The sequence below is a fragment of the Nesterenkonia sp. E16_10 genome, from assembly GCF_017347085.1.
Lineage (GTDB): Bacteria > Actinomycetota > Actinomycetes > Actinomycetales > Micrococcaceae > Nesterenkonia.
On record NZ_JADPSA010000048.1, the window covers coordinates 15,789 to 33,932 of the forward strand.

The 18,144-nt window shown below is 69.1% G+C and carries 15 protein-coding genes; 6 read left to right on the plus strand and 9 right to left on the minus strand.

Annotation, left to right across the window (positions count from 1 at the left end; all coding sequences use genetic code 11):
• Positions 1–6 precede the first annotated feature (6 nt).
• The 3 genes from paaZ to I2487_RS14320 form a co-directional block, all read right to left on the minus strand.
• A complete protein-coding gene (paaZ, locus tag I2487_RS14310; protein WP_207170446.1) occupies positions 7–2,115 on the minus strand; it encodes a phenylacetic acid degradation bifunctional protein PaaZ in 2,109 nt (702 codons plus the stop codon).
• A gap of 150 nt (positions 2,116–2,265) precedes the next feature.
• Positions 2,266–3,282 carry an MDR family oxidoreductase gene (locus tag I2487_RS14315; protein WP_207170445.1) on the minus strand — a complete coding sequence of 339 codons (1,017 nt, stop codon included), beginning with the start codon at positions 3,280–3,282 and terminating at the stop codon, positions 2,266–2,268.
• Positions 3,279–3,776 carry an Lrp/AsnC family transcriptional regulator gene (locus tag I2487_RS14320; RefSeq protein WP_207170444.1) on the minus strand — a complete coding sequence of 166 codons (498 nt, stop codon included), beginning with the start codon at positions 3,774–3,776 and terminating at the stop codon, positions 3,279–3,281. The genes I2487_RS14315 and I2487_RS14320 overlap by 4 nt, the downstream gene beginning before the upstream one ends.
• Before the next feature lie 183 nt (positions 3,777–3,959).
• Between I2487_RS14320 and pdhA the strand changes: the two genes are divergently transcribed.
• The 4 genes from pdhA (at position 3,960) to I2487_RS14340 (ending at position 8,900) form a co-directional block, all read left to right on the plus strand.
• A complete protein-coding gene (gene pdhA / locus I2487_RS14325; RefSeq protein ID WP_207170443.1) occupies positions 3,960–5,144 on the plus strand; it encodes a pyruvate dehydrogenase (acetyl-transferring) E1 component subunit alpha in 1,185 nt (394 codons plus the stop codon).
• Between the two features lie 3 nt (positions 5,145–5,147).
• Positions 5,148–6,227: an alpha-ketoacid dehydrogenase subunit beta gene (locus tag I2487_RS14330; RefSeq protein ID WP_207170442.1), complete on the plus strand. Its 1,080-nt coding sequence runs from the start codon at positions 5,148–5,150 to the stop codon at positions 6,225–6,227.
• A 1-nt stretch (position 6,228) separates the two neighbouring features.
• Complete coding sequence (locus tag I2487_RS14335; RefSeq protein ID WP_207170441.1) at positions 6,229–7,788, plus strand: dihydrolipoamide acetyltransferase family protein; 1,560 nt, start codon at positions 6,229–6,231, stop codon at positions 7,786–7,788.
• 167 nt (positions 7,789–7,955) lie between these two features.
• On the plus strand, positions 7,956–8,900 hold the full coding sequence (locus I2487_RS14340; protein ID WP_207170440.1) for an urea carboxylase-associated family protein: 945 nt from the start codon (positions 7,956–7,958) through the stop codon (positions 8,898–8,900).
• 151 nt (positions 8,901–9,051) lie between these two features.
• On the opposite strand, the gene glpK is transcribed toward I2487_RS14340, so the two are convergent.
• The 3 genes from glpK to I2487_RS14355 form a co-directional block, all read right to left on the minus strand.
• Positions 9,052–10,566, minus strand: coding sequence for a glycerol kinase GlpK (glpK, locus tag I2487_RS14345; protein WP_207170439.1), 1,515 nt, complete (start codon positions 10,564–10,566; stop codon positions 9,052–9,054).
• 78 nt (positions 10,567–10,644) lie between these two features.
• A complete protein-coding gene (locus tag I2487_RS14350; protein WP_207170438.1) occupies positions 10,645–11,391 on the minus strand; it encodes an MIP/aquaporin family protein in 747 nt (248 codons plus the stop codon).
• A gap of 130 nt (positions 11,392–11,521) precedes the next feature.
• Positions 11,522–13,270: a glycerol-3-phosphate dehydrogenase/oxidase gene (locus tag I2487_RS14355; RefSeq protein ID WP_207170437.1), complete on the minus strand. Its 1,749-nt coding sequence runs from the start codon at positions 13,268–13,270 to the stop codon at positions 11,522–11,524.
• 229 nt (positions 13,271–13,499) lie between these two features.
• Here I2487_RS14355 and I2487_RS14360 point away from each other — a divergent pair, with 229 nt between their 5' ends.
• Entirely contained in the window at positions 13,500–14,417 is a 918-nt protein-coding gene (locus tag I2487_RS14360) for a sugar-binding transcriptional regulator (RefSeq protein WP_207170461.1), read from the plus strand.
• 24 nt (positions 14,418–14,441) lie between these two features.
• On the opposite strand, the gene I2487_RS14365 is transcribed toward I2487_RS14360, so the two are convergent.
• The 3 genes from I2487_RS14365 to I2487_RS14375 are packed head-to-tail and all read right to left on the minus strand — an operon-like array spanning position 14,442 to position 17,357.
• On the minus strand, positions 14,442–15,323 hold the full coding sequence (locus I2487_RS14365; RefSeq protein ID WP_207170436.1) for a 3-hydroxyacyl-CoA dehydrogenase family protein: 882 nt from the start codon (positions 15,321–15,323) through the stop codon (positions 14,442–14,444).
• Positions 15,320–16,147, minus strand: coding sequence for an enoyl-CoA hydratase/isomerase family protein (locus I2487_RS14370; RefSeq protein WP_207170435.1), 828 nt, complete (start codon positions 16,145–16,147; stop codon positions 15,320–15,322). The genes I2487_RS14365 and I2487_RS14370 overlap by 4 nt, the downstream gene beginning before the upstream one ends.
• Before the next feature lie 4 nt (positions 16,148–16,151).
• Positions 16,152–17,357, minus strand: coding sequence for an acetyl-CoA C-acyltransferase (locus I2487_RS14375; protein WP_207170434.1), 1,206 nt, complete (start codon positions 17,355–17,357; stop codon positions 16,152–16,154).
• A 122-nt stretch (positions 17,358–17,479) separates the two neighbouring features.
• On the opposite strand from I2487_RS14375, the gene I2487_RS14380 reads away from it, so the two are divergent.
• Positions 17,480–18,118 carry an HD domain-containing protein gene (locus I2487_RS14380; protein WP_207170433.1) on the plus strand — a complete coding sequence of 213 codons (639 nt, stop codon included), beginning with the start codon at positions 17,480–17,482 and terminating at the stop codon, positions 18,116–18,118.
• The last annotated feature ends 26 nt before the right edge of the window (positions 18,119–18,144 follow it).

The following is an 18,144-nucleotide window of genomic DNA, read 5'->3' on the forward strand; positions in this document are numbered from 1 at the left end:
CGGGCATCACATCCACTCGGGCTTGTTCTGCTTCGCCACCCGGGTCAGCACGTCATAGGTCGCGACGATCTCGTCGTGCTGGTTGTGCAGCACCGTGTCCCAGCGGACCTCGCCGTAGTCATCCGTCTCGCGCGGGGTGATCTGCTTCGCGGTCAGCGTGACCCGGATCGAGTCGTCGTAGGTCACCGGGGTCTGGAAGGAGAGGTTCTCCAGGCCTGTGTTGGCCAGCACCGGACCCGGGGCCGGCTCCACGAAGAGCCCCGCTGCCCAGGCGACCAGCAGATATCCGTGGGCGACTCGGCGCGGGAAGAACGGGTTCGCCGTCGCCGCCTCCTCATTGGTGTGTGCGTAGAAGGTGTCCCCGGTGGACTCCGCGAAGGCGGTGATGTCCTCCAGTGCGACGGTGCGCAGTCCCGAGGTGAACTGATCTCCGATGCGCAGCTCGGCCAGGGACTTGCGGAACGGGTGGACTGCGGTGCCGTCGGCGACCGTCTCGGGCGTCGCCGTGACGGCCTTCGCCCCGCGGTGCCAGACTCCGGTGACTCCGGTGAGCAGGTCAGGAGAACCCTGGACGGCGGTGCGCTGCATATAGTGCTTGACCGCGCGGATGCCGCCGAGTTCCTCGCCGCCGCCGGCCCGGCCCGGCCCGCCGTGGACCAGGTGGGGCAGCGGGGAGCCGTGGCCGGTGGAGGTCTTGGCGTCGTCGCGGTCCAGGAAGAGCACCCGTCCGTGGTGGGAGGCGATGCCCCGGGTGAACTCGGCGGCGATCTCCGGGTCGTGGGTGCAGACGGTGGCGACCAGGGAGCCGCCGCCGAGGGCGGCGAGGTCCACGGCGTCGTCGATGTCGGCATAGCCCAGCACCGAGGTGACCGGCCCGAAGGCCTCCACCGAATGCACCGCAGGAGTGCGGGGCTCGGCGAAGGAGAGCACGGTGGCCGGGAAGAAGGCGCCTCGTCCGGCGTCGGCCGAGCCGGTGCCGGATTCGGGTCCGCCCACCCGAAGCGCGCCGCCGGCGCTGACCAGGGTGTCCACCGCACGGGCGACCTCCTCGCGCTGATCCTGTGAGGCCAGCGGGCCCATGGTGGTCTCGGCGTCGCGGGGATCTCCGAGCACCACCCGGGAGTCCAGCCGGGACCTCAGGGCCTCGACCACCGGATCCACCTGGGCCGAGGGCACGATGACGCGGCGGATCGCGGTGCACTTCTGACCGGTCTTCGCGGTCATCTCCAGGGTCACGGACTTGATGAAGGCGTCAAACTCGATCGTCTCCGGACCGGCGTCGGGGCCCAGGATCGCGGCGTTGAGCGAATCGGTCTCCGCGGTGAAGCGCACGCCCTGGTTCGCGACGTTGTCGTGGGAGCGCAGCAGCTGCGCGGTGTTCGCCGAGCCGGTAAAGGCCACGTGGTCGCGGTGATCCAGGTGGTCCAGCAGGTCCCGGGCGGAGCCGGAGATCAGCTGCAGCGCCCCGGCGGGGATCAGCCCGGAGTCGATCATCAGCCGCACGCAGGCCTGGGTGACATAGGCGGTCTGCGAGGCGGGCTTCACGATGGTGGGCACCCCGGCGATGAAGCTGGGCGCGAACTTCTCCAGCATTCCCCAGACCGGGAAGTTGAAGGCGTTGATCTGCACGGCGACCCCGGTGAGCCGGGTGTAGATGTGCTCGCCGAGGAACGAGCCGTCGCGGGAGAGCTGTTCCACCGCTCCGTCGACGATGACGTTGGCGTTGGGCAGCTCCTTGCGTCCCTTCGAGGAGAAGGCGCGCATGGTGCCGATGCCGCCGTCGACGTCGATCAGGTGGTCACGGCGGGTGGAGCCGGTGCGGTCGGAGAGCTCATAGAGCTCCTCGCGGTGCTCGTGGAGGTAGGCGGCGAGGTGCTTCAGGCGCAGCGCGCGCTGGTGGATGCTCAGCTGCCCGAGGCTCGCCTGGCCGGCCGAGCGAGCATGGGCGACGGCGGCACCGGTGTCCAGCCCCTCGGTGGAGACCAGGCAGACCGGCTCGGCGGTGGAGGCATCGAGGATCTCGTGGACCTTACTCGGGGACTCCGGGGTCCACCAGGAGTCCTGGATGTAGCTGGGCAGGAGACGGGGAGCCGCAGATGTGTCAGGGGCAGCCATGGGGTCCTCTCAACGACAGGTAGAACTGACCGAACGGTCGGTAATTAACCCCATCCTAGCCCGGGAGATCGGAATGGGACACCCCACACAACAGCGCCCGCATGGAAGCGCTTCTCCCAGCTCAGCCGCGCAGCGGTTACCGCCGCGGGCTCACCCCTGGAGCGCCACGACGGTCCGTCCGCGGACCTCACCGGCGAGGATCCGCTCGGCCTGGTCAAAGACTCCGTCCAGCGGGATCTCCTGGGTCATCTCGTCGAGCAGCCCCACGGGCAGGTCGCTGGCCAGCCGAGCCCAGGCCTGTTCGCGCAGCTCGGGCGTCGCGGTGACCGAGTTGATTCCGGCGAGGGTGACCCCGCGCAGAATGAAGGGCATCACCGTGGTGGGCAGGTCGACCCCCTGGGCCAGTCCGCAGCTGGCGACGGTGCCGCCGTCGTCGGTCTGGGAGAGGATGTTCGCCAGGGTCGCCGAGCCGGCGGAGTCGATCCCGCCCGCCCAGCGTCGTTTCTGCAGCGCAGACCCGGCCTCGGCGAAGTCCTTTCGGTCCAGCAGCTCGGCCGCCCCGAGGTGACGCAGATACTCGCCCTGCTCCTGGACCCGGCCGGTCACCGCGGTGACCCGGTATCCGAGCTGGTTCAGCACCGCGATCGCCACCGATCCGACGCCGCCGGCCGCTCCGCTGACGACGACCTCGCCGGCCTCGGGCCGCACTCCGCCGTGTTCCAGGGCGAGCACCGCGAGCATCGCGGTGAACCCAGCGGTGCCGATCGCCGCGGCCCGCTTCGCGCTCAGCGCTTCGGGCAGCTTGACCAGGTATTTCGCGGAGACCCGGGCGCGCTCGGCGAGCCCGCCGTGGGCGGCCTCACCGATCCCGCCGCCGGTGAGCACCACGACGTCGCCGGGGCTGAACCTCGGATCGGCGGAGCCGGTGACCTCCCCGACCAGGTCGATGCCCGGGATCAGCGGGGAGGTCCGAGCCACCCCGGGCTTTCCGGCCAGGGCGAGCCCGTCCTTGTAGTTGATCCCGGAGTAGTGGACCTCGATGTCCACCGGGGCGTCTCCGCCGGAGCTCTCTAGGAAGTCCTCCGGGAGGTCCTTCAGCGTGGCCTCGTGTTGCTGGATGCGCCCGCGCTCCAGGGTCTGTTCGATCAGGGCTGCTCGAAAGGTCATGAAGGTCTCCTTGGCATCGGGTGCTCATATTGGGTGTGATCGTCGAAGATCAGGGCGGTCTGGGAGGACTGCACGCAGGACAGTGACTGGATCCGCTCGAAGACCACCCGGCGCAGCTCCTCCACGGTGCGGGTGCGCACCAGCAGTACGGCGTCGTACTGACCGCCGACCAGCGCCAGGTGTCGCACCGCAGGCTCATCGGCGAGCGCCCCACGCAGCACCTCCCAGTCGTCCTGCTTCAGGGTCAGGAAGACGTAGGCGGCGGTGGACATTCCGGCGGCGCGGGGGTCGATCACCGCGGTGTAGCCCTGCAGGACTCCGGCGGCGCGCAGCCGGGAGATCCGCTCATAGGCATTGGCCCGAGACAGGTGCAGGCCGAGGGCCAGGGCGCTCACCGACTGCCGGGCGTCCTGGCTCAGCGCATGCAGGATCCGGTGGTCCACGGAGTCCAGCGAGATCTCGCCTCGCGCCGTCTCGTCTCGGTCATCGCCCATAGTTCTGGACGATACCAGCCGTGGCGCACCTCACACGCGCAGTTCGTCCAGCCTGCGTCGATCCCCGGAGGGGCCCGTCTCGGATCTGCCTGCGCGGTGGCCCCGTGCCGGCAGGCTGGGACACACTCATATCAGGAATGTGATGCACGACACCTGCGCCAGAGACTTTTAGGAGGCCTCGCGATGACCAGCGAGACACGGGAGGGGACCCCGATCCAGGGCTCCCATATCAAGGAGACCAGCAGCAGCTTCGGGATCACACCCGAGCAGTACATGCTCCCGGCCGCCCAGCAGATCCGGATGCTGGGACCCGACGGGCAGCTGATCCCGCAGGAGGCGCAGGGCACCAGCCCCGGGCATGAGTACCCGATCCCCGAGGACGACGCGCTGCTGGCCGCCTATGAGGCGCTGGTGGTGGGACGTCGGGTCAATGACCAGAACTACGCGCTGGTCCGCCAGGGCCGGCTCGCGGTCTACCCCTCCTCGCACGGCCAGGAGGCCTGCCAGGTCGGTGCCGCCCTTGCACTGGGCACCGGCGACTGGATGTTCCCCACCTACCGCGACACCGTCGCCACGATCACCCGAGGGGTGGACCCGCTGGAGGTCATGGTCTCCTTCCGGGGTGACTGGCACTGCGGGTACGACCCGCTGGACTACAAGATCTCGGCCATGTCCACACCGCTGACCACCCAGCTGCTCCACGCGGTGGGCGTCGCCCACGCGGCGAAGCTGCGCGGCGAGGACACCGTGGTGCTGGCGATGTGCGGCGACGGCGCCACCAGTGAGGGCGACTTCCACGAGGCGCTGAACTTCGCGGCGGTCTTCGAGGTGCCGGTGGTCTTCTTCGTGCAGAACAACGGCTACGCCATCTCGGTGCCGCTCTCGGCACAGACCGCCGCCCCGTCGCTGGCGCACAAGGCGATCGGCTACGGCATGGCCGGGGAGCAGGTGGACGGCAACGACATGGTGGCCGTGCTGGCCACGCTGCGCCGCGCCGTAGATCTGGCCCGCGAAAATTCCATGCCGCTGCTGCTGGAGGCCATCACCTACCGGATGCAGGCGCACACCAACGCCGACGACGACTCCCGCTACCGCGAGACCGCCGAGGTCGAGCAGTGGAAGCAGCGCGACCCGCTGCTGCGCATGCGCACCTTCCTCACCGAGCGCGGGGTCCTCGACGCCGAGGCCGAGACCCGGATCAGCGGCAAGGCCGAGGAGGTCGCCGCGGCGCTGCGCCTGGCCATGACCACCGAGCCCGAGATGGACCCGCTGGAGATCTTCGACCACGTCTATGCCGCCCCGACCGCCCAGCTGCGCGAACAGCGCGCCAAGCTGGCCGATGAGCTCGAGCGAAGCCAGGAGGGCTGACCCATGGCCACTGCCACCACCACCGCACCCGCCACCAGCGCCACCGGCGCCACCACCAAGCCCACCACCTTCGCGGCGGCGCTGAACACCGCGATGTCCGACGCGATGGAGAACGACCGCTCGGTCTGCGTCTTCGGCGAGGACGTCGGCACCCTCGGCGGCGTCTTCCGGATCACCGACGGGCTGACCCAGCGCTTCGGCGCGAACCGCTGCTTCGACACCCCGCTGGCCGAGTCCGGCATCGCCGGCATGGCCATGGGCATGGCGATCAACGGGATGCGCCCGGTGATCGAGATGCAGTTCGACGCCTTCGCCTACCCGGCGCTGGAGCAGATCTTCAGCCACATCGCCAAGACCGCCAACCGCTCCCGCGGCCGGGTCCGGCTGCCGATGGTCATCCGAATCCCCTACGGCGGCGGAGTCGGCGGCGTGGAGCACCACTGCGACTCCTCCGAGGCCTACTACGCACACACCCCGGGGTTGAAGATCTACACCCCGGCCACGGTCAGCGACGCCTACCTGATGCTGCGCGAGGCCATCGACTCCCCGGACCCGGTGGTCTTCTTCGAGCCGAAGAAGCTCTACTGGACCAAGGAGGCCGTGGACCTCAGCGACCTGCGCACCCGGTATGAGTCTGCGGCGCAGGACGAGTCCGCGCCGGCGGCCGGGGTCGGCGCGGAGGGCCGGGCCGTCGTCGTGCGTGAGGGCACCGACGTCTCGCTGATCAGCTACGGCCCCAGCGTGTCCACCGCACTGAAGGCCGCTGAGGCTGCCGCCGAGGACGGGATCTCCGCGGAGGTCCTGGACCTGCGCAGCATCGTGCCCTTCGACGACGCCGCACTGGAGGCCACGGTGACCAAGACCGGCCGCGCCGTGGTGATCGCCGAGGCGCAGGGCTTCGTCTCGGTGGCCGCCGAGATCGTGGCTCGGATCCAGGAGCGCAGCTTCCACTCGCTGTCCTCCCCGGTCAAGCGGGTCACCGGGTTCGACATTCCGTATCCATCGCCGAAGCTCGAGGAGCACCACCTGCCCAGCGTGGACCGGATCCTGGACGCGCTCGACGAGCTGCAGTGGGAGGACTGAGATGACCACCTTCAACCTGCCCGACCTGGGCGAGGGACTGACCGAGGCCACGCTGTTGAGCTGGCTGGTGGCCGAGGGCGAGACGATCGTGGTGGATCAGCCGATCGCCGAGGTCGAGACCGCCAAGTCCGCCATCGAGGTGCCCACCCCCTACGCCGGGGTGGTCACCAAGCTCCACGGCGCCGTGGGCGAGACGCTGATCGTGGATGAGCCGCTGATCACCGTGGGCGCCGAGTCCGAGGCCGCTGGATCCGGCGGCTCGGACGCCGCCGGCCACACCGGCGCCGAGGCCAACGGCACCTCCGAGGCCGGGGCGCTGAGCTACCGCGAGGAGGAGCGCGCCGGCACGGCGCCCGCCACCGGATCGGTGGCCGACCCCGACACCGCTGCTGAGTCCTCCGAGGAGGGGTCCGGCAATGTCCTGATCGGCTATGGCACCTCCACCGCCAAGCGCAGCGGACGACGACGCCGGCGCAGCGGGGCTTCCCGCCCGGTCGCCGTGGGCGCAGCTGCGCCCGGCGGGGCTGTCGCCTCGAGTCCAGCCACTACAGTCTCAGCTTCGAGGGCCCCTCGGGTCTCCTCGCCGCTGGTGCGCCGGCTTGCCCGCGAGCATGGGCTCACCCTGGGTGAGCTCACCGGATCCGGCCCGGAGGGGATGATCCTGCGCGCCGATGTGCTCGCCGCCGTCGGCGCTGCCAGCCAGACCGCCGGTGTCACGGCCTCGAGCCAGGACGCTGTGCCTGGAGCTGCGCCTGCCGATGCACCGGCTTCGGCACCTACTGGTGCGCCTGCTGCCGCGTCGGGCTCCAGCACCACCGGTGCCGCGGCCCCGGCTCCCGGCGGCCTCGAGGTCCGTGAGCGCGTCCCCATGTCAGGGATGCGCAAGGCGGTGGCCACCACGCTGACCCGTTCGCGCCGGGAGATCCCGGAGGCCACGGTCTGGCAGGACGTGGACATGACCGAGATCCTCGCGCTGCGCTCCCGGCTCAAGGAACAGGCGACCAGGGACGGCAGCGCCGCGCCCTCGCTGCTGGCGCTGCTCAGCCGGTTCGTGCTGGCGGGGCTCGCCCGCTACCCCGACCTGGCCACCCGGCTCGAGGACACGGCGACCGGCACCCAGGAGATCGTGCACTACGACGGCGTGAATCTCGGCTTCGCCGCCCAGACTCCGGCCGGCCTGGTGGTTCCGGTGATCCGGCACGCCGAACGGCTCTCCGCCCGGGCGCTGCACGGGGAGATCTCCCGGCTGGTCGCCGAGGCCCGCGAGGGCAAGATCTCCGGCAAGGAGCTCACCGGGGGCACCTTCACGGTGAACAACTACGGGGTCTTCGGCTCCGACGGGGCCACCCCGATCATCAACCACCCAGAGGTCGGAATCCTCGGCATCGGGCGGATCCTGGACCGCGCCTGGGCGGTGGACGGAGAGCTTGCCGTGCGCAAGGTCGCCACGCTGACCATCGCCTTCGATCACCGGGTGTGCGACGGCGGCACCGCCGGCGGGTTCCTGAACTTCGTGGCCACCTGTCTCCAGGACCCGGCTTCCGCATTGGCGGACCTCTGAGGGGAGCGATCCGCAGGCCGAGGCGACATAGCCCCAGGGATTCGGAGCGTCAGAGCTTCAACAGGCTGCACCATTGAGGGATGAGCAGGACAGGCCGGGACCGACAGAATGCTGTCGGTCCCGGCCGTTTCTCTAGACTGGGCTGGTTCCCCCACGAAGGAGACAGCATGAGCGCAGAGATCCGCACCGGAGCCGACGGCGCCCCAGGTAGAGCTGCCCGGTCACCCCAGTCATCACGCACCTCCCGCACCTACGATCAGCCCGCGGCGTATCAGTCGGCGCCCGGCGGTCCGCTGGACCCGGATCGCAGCTTCTACGACGCGGTGGCCGCCGCCGAGCGCACCCTGACCCAGGAGTTCGAGATCCCGGTCCGCTCCGGCCACGCCTGGGAGGTCAAGGCCGGATCGATCGTGCGGATCAACGCCGTGGAGGGCCCTCAGGTCGGTGACCTGAATCTGTGGAACCTGCACAATCCCCGGGAACGATTCTGGGCCGCCCGCACCCGGCAGCTGCAGCGGGCCTCGATGACCACCTACGACCGTTTCTGGTCCACCCTGCCGCAGCTGCGTCCGATGGCCACCGTGATCGGGGACTCGCTGGCCGATCATCCCGACGCCGAGGTGATCCACGACCTGCTGGGGACCCGCTGCGATCCCTACGTGAATCGGATGCTGGCCGACGAGGACTTCGACTACCACTGCCATTCGAACCTCACACGGGCGATCATGGGGCATGGACTCACCGAGTCCGATGTCCACGACGTGCTCAACGTCTTCCAGTTCGCAGGCCTGAATGAGAACCGTGAATACTTCATGGACGGCTGCCCCACGCAGCCGGGAGACTACTTCGAATTCTTCGCCGAGACCGATCTGCTCTGCGCACTCTCCACCTGCCCCGGCGGGGACCTCTCGGTGCACATGTGGGGGCCCGAGGCCGCGAGCACCGAGGAGCAGCTCGAGCACTGCCACCCGCTGGGTGTGCAGGTCTTCTCGCTCGCGCCCAAGGTCCTCGAGGCCTGGCGACCCCCGGAGCCGGCAAAGTACCGCGGCAGGCGGGGACGCCACGGGCTGACGGCGGCGCCGCACCCCGGTCGCTCACCGCAGCGCATCTGAGATCACCGCAGCATCTCTGAGACCACCGCAGCGCATCTGAGATCACACCGCGCTGCCCCGGCCTCAACGCAGACGGGCCCGCGCCGATCCGCAAGGATCAGCACGGGCCCGTCTGCGGCTGCCGTGGAGTGCGGCTGCGTGGCCTGGACTCCTACTTGACGTCCTCGTCCACCCAGTCGAAGGTCCGGGTCACGGCCTTCTTCCAGAGGCGCAGCTGGCGGTCCCGCTCAGCCGCGTCCATCTCAGGCAGCCAGCGCTTGTCCTCGGACCAGTTCGTGGCCAGCTCATCGGTGTCGCGCCAGAAGCCCACGGCAAGACCGGCCGCGTAGGCGGCACCCAGGGCGGTGGTCTCGGTGACCTTCGGGCGGACCACCGGGATCCCCAGGATGTCGGCCTGGAACTGCATCAGCGCATCGTTGGCGACCATGCCGCCGTCGACCCGCAGGTCCTCCATGTCGACTCCGGCGTCGGCGTTGGCGGCATCGAGCACCTCGCGGGTCTGGAAGGCCGTGGCCTCCAGCGCGGCGCGAGCGATATGGCCCTTGTTCACGAAGCGGGTGAGCCCCACGATGACGCCGCGGGCCTCGCCCCGCCAATAGGGAGCGAACAGCCCGGAGAAGGCGGGCACCACGTACACCCCGCCGTTGTCCTCCACCGACTTGGCAAGGGTCTCCACCTCAGGAGCGGACTTGATGAAGCCGAGGTTGTCGCGCAGCCACTGGATCAGCGATCCGGTCACCGCGATGGAGCCTTCCAGCGCGTAGACGGGCTTGGCGTCTCCCAGCTTGTAGCAGACGGTGGTCAGAAGCCCGTTCTGCGACCGGACGATCTCCTCACCGGTGTTGACGATCAGGAAGTTGCCGGTGCCGTAGGTGTTCTTCGCCCCGCCCTTCTCGAACGCCGCCTGCCCGAAGGTCGCGGCCTGCTGGTCTCCGAGGATGCCGGCCACGGGCGTCTCGCGCAGCAGCTGCGCGGTGTGCACCTTGCCATAGACCTCCGAGGAGGACTTGATCTCGGGGAGCATCGAGCGCGGCACGCCGAAGGCTGCAAGGATCTCGTCGTCCCAGGACAGGGTCTCGAGGTCCATGAACATGGTGCGGGAGGCGTTGGTGACGTCGGTGATGTGCACGCCGCCCTCGGTGCCGCCGGTCAGATGCCAGGTCACCCAGGAGTCGGTGTTGCCGAAGAGCAGGTCTCCGGCCTCGGCCTTGGCGCGTGCGCCCTCCACGTTGTCCAGGATCCACTTGACCTTGGTGCCCGAGAAATAGGTCGCCAGCGGCAGGCCGACCTTCTTCTTGAAGCGCTCCACTCCCCCGTCGGCGGCGAGCTCGTCCACGATCGGCTGGGTGCGAGTGTCCTGCCAGACGATCGCGTTGTAGACCGGCTCTCCGGTGTGCTTGTCCCAGACCACCGTGGTCTCCCGCTGGTTGGTGATGCCGACCGCGGCGATGTCGTGACGAGTCAGGTTCGACTTCGAGAGAGCATTGCCGATGACCTCCCTGGTGTTGGTCCAGATCTCCATCGGGTCGTGCTCGACCCAACCGGCCTTGGAGAAGATCTGTTCGTGCTCCTTCTGGCCCGAGGACACGATGTTTCCGCTGTGATCGAAGACGATGGCGCGGGTGGACGTGGTTCCCTGGTCGATCGCGATGATGTATTTCGACATGCTGTTCTCCTCTTTGAGTGTTCTGTCGGGTGCTTTTCCTCAGCGGTCAGCAGCCATGCTGCCCGCGATGCTTCTGCGTTATCCGGTGACGGCGGGGAGCGTGATCAGCATGGCCAGCAGGCCACCCAGTGCACCGCCGATCAGAGGTCCGACCACCGGGACCCAGGCGTAGGACCAGTCGCTTCCACCCTTGCCCTTGATCGGCAGCAGTGCGTGCACGATCCTGGGCCCGAGGTCACGGGCAGGGTTGATGGCGTAGCCGGTGGGCCCACCGAGGGAGGCGCCGATGCCGACGACCAGCAGCGCGACCGCCAGCGGTCCGAGCCCCGAGGGGGTTCCGGCGAAGGCGATGATGACGAAGACCAGGACGAAGGTGCCGATGATCTCGGTGAGCAGGTTCCATGGGGCGGACCTGATCGCGGGTCCGGTGGAGAAGACCCCGAGCTTGGTCGCGGCATCGGGCTCGGCGTCGAAATGCTGCTTATAGGCGAGATAGCACAGCACGGCGCCGAGCATGGCGCCCAGCATCTGCGCCGCGAAGTAGAGCAGCACATTGACCAGCGTCTTCTCGATGTCGGGGCCCAGGGTTGCAGTGTCTGCATTGACCAGCAGGCCCACGGTGACCGCGGGGTTCAGGTGCGCCCCGGAGAGCGCGGCGACATAGACGCCGGCGAAGACGCCGAGCCCCCAGCCGAAGTTGACCATCAGGAATCCGCCGCTGTTGCCCTTGGTCCCTCTCAGTGCGACGTTGGCGACGACGCCACCGCCGAGCAGCAACAGCAGCATGGTGCCGAAGGTCTCAGCGACAAATGCTTCCAGAGACATCTTTGGCTCCTTTCGTTATTCATTTCTTTGGGGACCTCAGCCGGGTGCTTCGGCTCCTCCTACCCCAGCAGCTACTGCGGGGAGTTCTTAGGGCTGCGCGGCACCCCCGGTGCCGCGCAGCCACGGTGGGCTAGGCCACCAGATCCTTGAGCTCGACCTTGTGCCACTCACGCAGCACTCGCTCGGCATGCTCGACCTCCGTGCTCACGGTCGCCTCGTCCCAGCCCAGCAGCGGGGCGAGCATCTGCCCCAGCTCACGGAGCAGCTCCGAGGTGACCTTCCCGCGGAAGGCCAGCGAGGTGCGGCGGATCAGGACGTCGATCAGGTGGCCGATCTGCTCGTGCTGCACCATGTAGGCGAGCTCTCGCTGGCTCAGCTCCGAGGTGGAGTCCAGAGCCTGGTCGGCGCCTGCACGCAGGTGCTCGATGACCTCTGCCGCGCGGGTCCCGTAGCGGACCAGCAGACCCTCGACACGCTCGGCGGAGAGTCCGTCCCCGGAGTGGGCCATGACCCAGGCCTTCTCGGCGGACGCGGTCTTGGGGAAGTCTGCTCCGCCGCCGATGGCCAGCCCGGCGGTGCTGACGGTGCGGCGCCTGCCCAGGATCTCGAGCACGTCGTTGGTCATGTGCTCCGAGAGCGCCCGGAAGGTGGTCCACTTCCCGCCGACCAGGCTCAGCATGGTCACGGGGCGGTCTGCCGTGTGGACGGCGCGGTGCTCGATCCGGTAGTCCCGAGAGACGAAGCCCGGCTGGGTCTCGTCGTGGCGCGGCAGCGGCCGAACCCCGGAGAAGCTGTAGACCACGTGCCCGGGCTCCACCGTGATTCGGGGGAAGACCTGCCCGATCAGGTCGATGAAGTAATCGACCTCTTCGGGGGTGCAGACGGCCTGCTCGTTGACGTCCACGTCGATGTCGGTGGTGCCCACCAGGACTCGATCCTCGATCGGGTAGATCAGCACGATCCGACCATCGGTGTTCTCGAAGAACATCTCGCGGCCCGCGCAGGCGGCCAGCAGCTCCGGGTGGTCGAGCACGATGTGGGAGCCCTTGGTCCCACCCATGAAGGCGCTGGGCTCACCGAGAGACTCGTTGGTCCCGTCGACCCAGGCTCCGGTGGCATTGACGACCACGTCGGCGGTGAACGGGAACTCCTCGCCGGTGAGCTCGTCGCGGAGCGTCACCGACTCACCGTCACGACTCACTGCGCTGACGTAGTTCGTGGCGCGGGCCTCAGGACTGGCGTTGAGTCCGTCCCGGAGCACGTCCAGCGTCATCCGCTCGGGATTGTGCACCGAGGCGTCGAAGTAGGTGGCCGTGTAGCGCACATCGGGTCGCAGGTCCGGCAGCTGCGCCAGGGAGGCCCGGCGTCCGGCGAAGCTGTGCCGCGGCACGGCCCCTCCGTCGCGGGAGAACCAGTCATACATGGTCAGGCCCGCCTTGATCAGGAACGCTCCGCGCTCACGCGGCTGGCCGGACTGCCGGTGGGTGAGGAACCGCATCGGTGCTGCGAGGATTCCGGAGAAGGTGCTGTAGATCGGGATGGTGGTCTGCAGCGGCTTCACGTAGTGCGGCGCGGTCTTCAGCAGCCCGTTGCGTTCCACCACGGACTCCCGGACCAGCCTGAACTCGCCGTTCTCCAGGTAGCGGATGCCGCCGTGGATCATGTGCGAGGAGGCCCCTGAGGCTCCTTGGCAATAGTCGCCGCGCTCCACGAGGGCGACATCGACACCCTGCAGAGCCAGGTCGCGGAACGTTCCCACGCCGTTGATGCCACCGCCGATGATCAGCACCGAGGCCCGCGGCGTCTCGCGCAGCTGCCTCACCTCGGCCCGCTCGGCGGGGGTCCGGGTCTCACCGTTGGTCATTGCTGTGTCGGACATCACATTCTCCTCGGGGCATCGCTGTGCGCATCGGGTTACTCGGTGCGTATAGGTCCACTCTTGAAAGTTTCGGACAGATAGTCAATGCTGATGCACAGACGTGCAGACTCAGCCGGGAGGAATGGCCATGAACGCTTCGCCGAAGGACGGAAGACCCAGTTCCGGTGCACATTCATCCACCCGTGAGTCCGCAAGGTCTCGCAGCGGCGATGCCCTGCGCGCGGCACAGATGTACTACCTCCAGGATCTGACGATGAACGCGATCGCCAGGGAGCTGCGGACCTCACGCTCCACGATCTCGCGGCTGCTCTCGCTGGCCCGGGACACCGGACTCGTCGAGATCCAGGTCAACAATCCGGCGCACCGGGCGCCCTCGCTGGAGAACGAGATACGTCGGCGCTTCGGCGTGGAGGCCCACGTCGTGCCGGTCTCCGGCACCTTGGACGACTCCGAGGCCCTGGACCGGGTGGCGATCCAGGCGGCGCGCACCATCGGCCCACTGGTCGACTCCAACGCGATCATCGGGGTCGCCTGGGGATCCACGCTCAGCGCGGTCAGCCAGCACCTGACCCGCAAGAGCACCCATGACAGCACCATCGTGCAGCTCAACGGCGCCGGCAACACCCAGACCACCGGAATCGCCTACGCCAGCGAGATCCTGCGGCGGTTCGGCTACGCCTACGGCGCCCGCGTCGAGCAGTTCCCGGTGCCGGCCTTCTTCGACCATGCCGAGACCAAGACCGCCATGTGGGCCGAGCGCAGCGTGCTGCGGATCCTGGAGCTCCAGCGACGCATGACCATGGCCATCTTCGGCGTCGGATCGACCAACTCGGGGATCCCCAGCCACGTCTACGCCGGCGGGTACCTCGACGATGCTGATCTGCGGATGCTCCACGAGAAGAGCGTGGTCGGTGACGTGGCGACCATGTTCTTCCGCGCCGACGGCAGCCACCGCGACCTGCAGATCAACCAGCGCAGCACCGGGCCGAACCTGGACCTGCTGCGCCAGGTTCCACGCCGGATCTGCGTCGTCTCGGGTGAGACCAAGATCAGCGGGCTGCGCGGCGCGCTGGCCGCCGGACTGCCCACCGATCTCATCCTGGACGAGGCCTCAGCCCATCTGCTGGTCGAGGGCTCCTCGGACTGAAGGCGCATCCGCCCCAGGGCCGGCTCAGGCCTCGGGGTAGTCGTAGAAGCCCTTGCCGGACTTCTTCCCCAGTTCGCCGCGGGCGACCATCTCGCGCATCAGCTGCGGCGGGGCGAAGCGCTCCCCCAGCTGGGACTCCAGGTACTCCGCGATCCCCAGCCGCACGTCCAGGCCGACGATGTCGGTCAGCGCCAGCGGCCCGATCGGGAACTTATAGCCGAGCACCATGGCGTTGTCGATGTCGGCCGGGGCCGCCACGCCTTCTTCGACCATCCGGATGGCCTCGAGCCCGATGGCCACACCCAATCGCGAGGAGGCGAAGCCGGGCGCATCCTTGACCACCACCGGCGTCTTACCCAGGGCCTCGACCCAGAGCGGGGCCAGCGCGGCGAGCTCCTCGCCGGTGCGCTCGGCGAGCACCACCTCCACCAGCTTCGAGGCGGGCACCGGATTGAAGAAGTGCAGTCCGGCGAACCGCTCGGGCCGCTGCAGGTGCCCGGCGAGCGTGCTGATGGACAGCGAGGAGGTGTTCGTGGCCAGCCAGGCCTCGGGTGCGAGCTGGGACTCCGCCCGGCGCAGCGACTCGACCTTCAGGTCCAGGTCCTCGGGCACGGCTTCGATCACCAGCCCGCAGCGCGCGAACGCGGTGACCTCGGCGGTGGCGGTGAGCCGGTCGGTCCAGGTGGCCAGCTCGCCGTCGATCTTTCCGCGGCTCAGCGAGGCCTCAAGGTCCTTGGTGATCCGGGCCGCGGCGGTCTGCGCCGCTTGCGCCGAGACATCGACGACGACGACCTCTTCGGCTCCGGCGACCAGGAAGGCGTGGGCGATCCCGGCGCCCATCCGGCCGCCGCCGAGCACGCCCACGACGGCGGGGAGGGACTGGGCTGCTGCGCTGGGGGTGTTCATCGGTTCTCTCCTGAGGTGGGTTCTGGCTTCGCGGCGGCCTTGGCCTCGCGGCGGTCCAGGAAGGCCTGCATCCGCTCGAACTTGGCCTCGGACTCGAACAGGATCGCCTGGGCGAGGTTGTCGATCTGCGGGTGGGCCTCGCGCGGCATGGAGAAGACCTGCTTGCTGATCCGGACCGCCAGCGGGTCCTGCTTGGCGATCCGATCCGCGAGCGCATGGGCGGCGTCGAGCAGTCCGTCCGCGGGGTGGATCGCGTTGAGCAGGCCGTGGGTCAGGGACTCTTGGGCATCGAGGATTCGCCCGGCGAGCAGGATCTCCTTGGCGATGCCCTCCCCGGCGAGCTCACGCAGCCGCCAGAGCGCTCCGGCGGCCGGGATGATGCCCAGTCCGGTCTCGGGCTGCCCGATCTTCACCTCGGGGGTGCCGAGCCGGAAGTCAGCGGCCCAGGCGAGTTCTGCCCCGCCGCCGAGGGCATAGCCGTCCAGGGCGGCGATCACCGGCATGGGCAGCTTGGCCAGGCGTTCGAAGGCGGTGGAGTTGACGCCGCGCAGCGCGTCTGCGCGGCGTCGCTCTCGGAGCTGGCCGATGTCGGCGCCGGAGGCGAAGATGCCCTTGCCGCCGGATTCGGTGCCCGAGAGGATCAGCAGCTTGGGATGGTGCTCCAGGTGGGCGCAGACCGCGTGCAGCTCGGTGATCATCGTGGCGTCGATGGCGTTGCGCACCTCGGGCCGGTTCAACTGGGCGTGCAGCCGGTCGGAGGTCTCGGTGATCTGCAGCGTGGTGAAGTTTGCGGCGTCGAGCAGGACTGGATCGGGGGCGCTCATGGGCTCAAACCCTTTCCAGCAGCAGCGCGGAGCCTTGGCCGACGCCCACGCACATGGTGGCCAGTCCGCGGGACACGCCTTCGTCCTCCATTCGGCGGGCCAGGGTCAGCACGATCCGGCAGCCGGAGGAGCCCAGCGGGTGGCCCAGGGCGATCGCTCCGCCGTCGGCGTTGACGATCTCAGGGTCCAGACCGAGCCGGCGCATGCTGGCCAGGGACTGGGTGGCGAAGGCCTCGTTGAGCTCCACCGCGCCGAGGTCCTCGATGCTCCAGCCGGCGCGTGCCAGCGCCTTGTTCGTGGCGGGCACCGGGCCCATGCCCATGATCTCCGGGGCCAGACCGGCGCTGGCCCCGCCGGCGATGCGGGCCCGCGGGGTGAGCCCATACTTCTCCACCGCCGCCTCGGAGGCGACGATCACCGCGGAGGCGCCGTCGTTGAGCGAGGAGGCATTGCCCGCGGTGACCACCGAGCCTCCGGCGACGACGGGGCGCAGCCCGGCCAGGGACTCGGCGGTGACGCCGCGGCGCGGGCCCTCGTCGGTGTCCACCACGGTGATCGCACCCTTGCGACCGTGGACCTGGACCGGGGTGATCTCCCGGGCCAGGCGGCCGGCGTCGATGGCGGCGAGAGCGCGGCGCTGAGACTCGGCGGCGAAGGCGTCGGCGTCCTCCCGGGTGACGTTCTCGACCCGGGCCACCTCCTCGGCGGTCTCGGGCATGGAGAAGGTGCGCTTCTCGATGGCTTGGAACTCAGGATTCGTGAACCGCCAGCCGATGGAGGTGTCGACCACCTCCCCCGGCTTGCCGAAGGCGGTGGTGGGCTTGGCCATCACCCAGGGGGCGCGCGACATGGACTCGACTCCCCCGGCGACCACGATGTCCGCGGCGCCGGCGGCGATCATGTGCTGGGCCTGGGAGATCGCGCTCATCCCTGAGGCGCACAGCCGGTTCACCGTGATGCCTGGGACGGTGTCCGGGAAGCCGGCCAGCAGCCAGGCCATCCGGGCGACGTTGCGGTTCTCCTCCCCTGCGCCGTTGGCGTTGCCGAGGATCACCTCGTCGACCTGAGCCGGGTCGATGCCGGATTCCTCGATCACCTGGCGCACCACCAGGGCGGCGAGGTCATCGGGTCGGACCGAGGACAGGGCGCCGCCGTAGCGGCCGACGGGAGTGCGGGTGCCGGAGACGAGATATACAGGGCTGGTCGCCACGTCGTGCGCCTTTCACAGGAATAACTGACCGATCGTTCACCTGTACTCTTCCATGTGTGCACTGTGCGGTCAATCACAGCGAGGTCCCCCGATCGGACCGTGGCCTGGTCCACACTGGGCCCATGAGCGAAATGATTGCAGGCATCACCATTCCCGACTCCCCGATGGCGCGCGAGGCGACCGAGCTGGTCCGCGAGGTGGCCGCCCCGCTGATCTTCCACCACTCCCGCAGGGTCTTCCTCTTCGGCGCGCTGCGCGGCGCGGAGCTGGGCCTCGCGGCGGACCTGGAGCTGCTCTACGTCGGCGCGATGTTCCACGATCTCGGGCTCACCGAGACCTACCGGCGCACCGACCAGCGCTTCGAGATCGACGCCGCCGATGAGGCCCGCCGGTTCCTGCTGGCCCACGGGATTCCCGCCGCGGAGGCGGCGAAGGTGTGGAACGGCATCGCGCTGCACACCACCCCGGAGATCCCGCTGCACATGGACCCGGAGGTCGCGCTGGTGACCCGCGGGGTGGAGCTCGACGTGTTGGGCCTGGACTATGACGCGATCACCGAGGCGCAGCGGGCCGCCGTCCTCGCGGCTCACCCGCGGCCGGACTTCAAGAACCAGATCCTCGCGGCGTTCACCGAGGGACTCAAGGACCGCCCGGAGACCACCTTCGGCAATGTCAAGGCCGATGTGCTCGCGCACTTCCTGCCCGGCTTCGAGCGCGGAGACTTCGTCGAGGTCATCCGCAGCTCACCCTGGCCCGAGTAGCCGGCGACTTCGGGCCAGGGCGCGAT